A 4,171-nucleotide genomic window follows, 5' to 3' on the forward strand; every position below is an offset into this window, starting at 1 on the left:
AGGGCACGCCGCCGGCTGCCGGCGAGCAGCGGGCCGAACGCGACGGCAAATCCGAGGAACGCGACGAGCCAGCCGCAGGCGGCGACGTGCAACAACACATCGCTATGCGCGGGCAACGCCACGGCGGCAACGCGGGCCAGAGCCGCGATGACGATCGCAGCATAGATTCCCTGGATCGCCGGCGAAGCCGTCAACGCCTGGCCGGTATGGCCGAGGCTCGCGCGGGTCATCACTGCGAGCGTCATGGTTCCCGCCGCACCCGTCATCCAGGCGTGGATGCCGGCGCTTGGTGGCAGCGTTCCGAGAACCGCCAGGGCGTGCAGGATGAAGCCGAACGGCACGAAGACGTAGCCGACATGCAGGATCACCAGCAGCCGCTCACGGAAGGTGCGATCGCCGGCCCAGCGCGCAAGCCGCACCAGATGCAGCCCGCCGACCAGCGCCATCAAAACACCGGTGACGGCATTCAACGGTGCTACGACCCACGAGATGAGCGCGAGCGCACTCAATCCGATCACGGCGCCATCGAAGCGCCCGAACGGCACCGGCAGACGGCCAGAATTGAACTTGACCAGCCAGTTGCGGGTGAAGCTCGGAATGATGCGGCCGCCGATCAGCGCGATCAGAAGCACGACCACACCGATGCCGACCCGGATGCTGACATCGGCCGCGCCCTGGTAATGCGCCTCGAGATGAAAAGCGACATTGCCGGCGAGCAGAACGGACACCAGCACCACGACGGGCAGGTTGCGCCAGTTGCCGCCTGCGATGATCTCGCGCGCCGCGGCGGCGACGACCAGCGTCAGGAAGGCGGCATCGACGACCAGTGCAAAGGCCCAGCCGATATCGGCCGACAACGTCACCGCGACACGCCCGGCAAGCCAGACCATCAACAGCGCTCCCAGCGAGGTGCCCTGGATCGGCAACCGCCCGGTCCAGTTCGGAATCGCCGTGAACAGAAACCCGGTGATCACCGCCGGCAGGAAGCCATAGAGCATCTCGTGGACGTGCCAGTCGCGCGGCGCGAATGCGGAACTCACCGACAATTCGCCATAGAACATCGGCAGCCAGGCCAGGATCGACAGCCCCGCCTGGATCGCGGCGAGCAGGAAAAAGGGCCGAAAACTGTTCGCGAACAGCGGCCAGCCCTGAAAGTTGCGGGATCGGGCTCCAGCCATGGGGTCAACTCCAATGAAATTCAGACCGTTGCCTGAAAAATACTGCCAACCGGCCGTCCCGTTTTGCGCTATCGCAAACTATCGGACGATTGCAGGTGCCATCACACTCCCCAGCGCCAAGGAGGCAAAATGGCCAAGGTCGACACATCGCTGGTTGCGCATTTGCCGCTGTTTGCCGGGGTTACACCGGAAGCTCTGGACGAGATCCTGCGTGAGGCCCGCTCGGCGCGTTATCCCAAGAACAGCGCCATCTTCGAGCAGGGCGCGGACGCGCAATCCTTCTTCCTGCTGCTGCACGGCCATGTCCGCGCCGCCAAGACCACGCCGACCGGCGAGCAGATCGTGGTACGCTATGTCGCGCCCGGCGAAACCTTCGGGCTGGCCATGGCGATCGGTGCCACACGATATCCGGCGACGGCGATCGCGGTCGACGACAGCGTGGTGCTGATCTGGCCGACCTCGGCCTGGCCGCGGCTGATCGAGCGGTTTCCCTCGCTTGCCGCCAACACGCTCCAGACCGTCGGCACGCGCCTCCAGGAGAGCCACACCCGCATCCTGGAAATGTCGACCCAGCAGGTCGAGCAGCGCGTCGCGCATGCGCTGCTGCGCCTCGCCAAGCAGTCCGGCAAGAAGCTCGACCACGGCATCGAGATCGACTTCCCGATCAGCCGCCAGGACATCGCGCAGATGACCGGCACCACGCTGCACACCGTCAGCCGCATCCTGAGCGGTTGGGAAAGCCAAGGCCTCGTCGAGAGCGGCCGTCAGCGCATCATCCTGCGCGATCCGCACGGCATCGTCGTGTTGGCGGAGCGGAGCCCCGACAGCGGACCGGCGTGAGCCGCACCAAAACGTCTCCGCCCAGGATAGGGGTGAGGGGCGCTTCCGCTTACGGCGAAAGCCCTCCCTCACCCGGGAATCCGCGCGCGCCCGCGCGAATTCCAGACCGCTTCACGCCGGCACGCAATCGCACAACGCGGCGAGGAATTTTTCGCGGTCGATGCCGTGCTCGCGGCAGGCATCATCCACCGTGTGGAAGGTTGCGATCGGGCAACCGACACAAGCCATCCTGAAGGCCAGAAACACGCGGATCGTGTGCGGCGCCGTGCGCATGATGTCATCGACCAGATCGTGGGATCCAAAAGACATGGACAACTCCGTTCCGATAGGACGATAACGGAGGGGAGCGAAGTTTCTTTGTGGAAGCGCAAGCTGGTGCTGCTTCTCTCCGCCGTCATGCCGGGGCGCGACGAAGTCGCGAACCCGGAATGACGGAGAGGGTTACACAGCGCGGCTGTGCAGTTGCTTTGCCGGATTCAGGTGCGCGTCGAACGCGGCGGCGACGCTCCGAACCAGGAAGCGCGAATCCTTTGCGACTGCGAGGCGATTGCCCTCCAGCCTGACGACGCCGTCGGAGATCAGCGGCTTCAGACGCGCCGCCGAGTTCAGCATCTCCCCGGCCTCTGCACCATGGCGCGCGCAGATGTCGCCGAGGTCGGCGCTGAACTCGCACATGATCCGTTCGATGATGTCGGCCCGCAACCGGTCGTCGGCGGTGAGCCCATAGCCCTTCGCCGTGGCGAGACGGCCGGCGGCGATGTTCTGCGCATAGGCGCCGATCTGCACCTCGTTCTGGACGTAACCCTGCGGCAAATGCCCAATCGCGCTCGCGCCGAAACCGAGCAGGACTTCACCCTTGTCGGTGGTGTAGCCCTGAAAGTTGCGCCGCAATGTCCGGTCCTCGAAGGCCACGGCCATGGAATCGCCGGGCCGCGCGAAATGATCGAGCCCGATCTGCACGTAACCGGCCTCCTTCAGCGCGTTGGCGATCGCGCAAGCCTGGTCGTGACGCGCGAGACCGTCCGGCAGCACGGCCTCGTTGATCATCTGCTGATGCTTCTTGAAGCTCGGCACGTGCGCATAGCCGAACACGGAGAAGCGGTCGGGCGCGAGCGCGAGGCTGCGCCGGACCGTATCCAGACACGACGCGACGGTCTGGTGCGGCAACCCGTAGATCAGGTCGAAATTGAGCCCCTCGATGCCGGCACGCCGGAGCATGTCGACCACGGAAGCCGTCTGCTCGTAGCTCTGCACGCGATTGATCGCCCGCTGCACCACGGGATCGAAGCTCTGCACGCCAAGGCTCGCGCGGTTGACGCCGGAGAGCCGCATCGCCTCGACCATGTCGGCGGTCAATGTGCGGGGATCGATCTCGACCGCGATCTCGGCCGAGGGCAGCACGAAGAATTTTTGGCGCATCGTCGCCATCAACTCGGCGAAAGCCTCCGGCGCCATGATCGTCGGCGTGCCGCCGCCGAAATGGATGTGCTCCACCTTGATACGGCGGCCGATGGTTTCGGCGGCCAGGGCGATCTCGTTGCGCAGCGTCCGCTGATAGCCGGCGATGAGTTCGTCGCGGCGGACGATCTGGGTATGACAGCCGCAATACCAGCACATCTCGCGGCAGAACGGCACGTGGAGATAGAGTGACGCGCTGGTGCCCGCCGGCAGCTCCGCCAGCCACCGGGCGTAGGCGCCTTCTCCGATTTCCGACGAGAAATGCGGTGCGGTCGGATAGCTCGTGTAGCGTGGCAATCGTTCTTCGCCGTAGCTCGCCGCAAGATCAGCTCTCATGTCTTACCCATTCGTAAATTTCCGCCGTGTGCAGTTGTCACGGCAAATCACGGAATGCATTCCAGTACCCCGGATCCACGGAAGCGACCTTGCGCTCGCGCAAAGTCGGCCGGTGTGCCCCGGACATTGCGCTCGCGCAAAGCTCGACGACCGGTTCCGGGCCAAGATTGTGGCAATTCGCACGGCATCCGGAGCGTTTGCCCATGAGGATTCTCGCACTCGAACTGATTTTCTCCTTGCTCGACATCCGCGGCCATATCCCGCGTTTCGACGACTTCCGGCCGGCCCCGGTCGCACCGCCCCCGACCGGCACCGCGCGCGCTCTGGCCGCCGCGATCGCTGTCTTCGCCGTGCTGTCG

Annotated in this window: 4 protein-coding genes; 1 reads left to right on the plus strand and 3 read right to left on the minus strand. The window is 65.2% G+C overall.

All coding sequences use genetic code 11. The features are described from left to right. Positions 1-1,178 (minus strand): NnrS family protein (locus MOV74_RS32595; RefSeq protein ID WP_246931099.1); only part of this gene is annotated, 1,178 nt, incomplete at its 3' end. 129 nt (positions 1,179-1,307) lie between these two features. Between MOV74_RS32595 and MOV74_RS32600 the strand changes: the two genes are divergently transcribed. Next, entirely contained in the window at positions 1,308-2,018 is a 711-nt protein-coding gene (locus MOV74_RS32600; protein ID WP_246931100.1) for a Crp/Fnr family transcriptional regulator, read from the plus strand. A 111-nt stretch (positions 2,019-2,129) separates the two neighbouring features. Here MOV74_RS32600 and MOV74_RS32605 read toward each other — a convergent pair whose 3' ends face one another. Together MOV74_RS32605 and hemN are read right to left on the minus strand one after the other, a co-directional pair. Beyond that, entirely contained in the window at positions 2,130-2,327 is a 198-nt protein-coding gene (locus MOV74_RS32605) for a DUF1858 domain-containing protein (protein WP_246931101.1), read from the minus strand. A 132-nt stretch (positions 2,328-2,459) separates the two neighbouring features. Continuing rightward, entirely contained in the window at positions 2,460-3,812 is a 1,353-nt protein-coding gene (gene hemN, locus MOV74_RS32610) for an oxygen-independent coproporphyrinogen III oxidase (protein WP_246931102.1), read from the minus strand. Positions 3,813-4,171: the final 359 nt, after the last annotated feature.

Origin of the sequence: Bradyrhizobium sp. SHOUNA76, assembly GCF_023006445.1 — a bacterium.
Classification (GTDB): Bacteria; Pseudomonadota; Alphaproteobacteria; order Rhizobiales; family Xanthobacteraceae; genus Bradyrhizobium.

What these genes read in the sequence shown, in the direction of transcription:
- hemN (WP_246931102.1), bottom strand. Translation starts at nt 3,812, where the DNA reads ATGAGAGCTGATCTTGCGGCGAGCTACGGCGAAGAACGATTGCCACGC.
- MOV74_RS32600 (WP_246931100.1), top strand. Translation starts at nt 1,308, where the DNA reads ATGGCCAAGGTCGACACATCGCTGGTTGCGCATTTGCCGCTGTTTGCC.
- MOV74_RS32605 (WP_246931101.1), bottom strand. Translation starts at nt 2,327, where the DNA reads ATGTCTTTTGGATCCCACGATCTGGTCGATGACATCATGCGCACGGCG.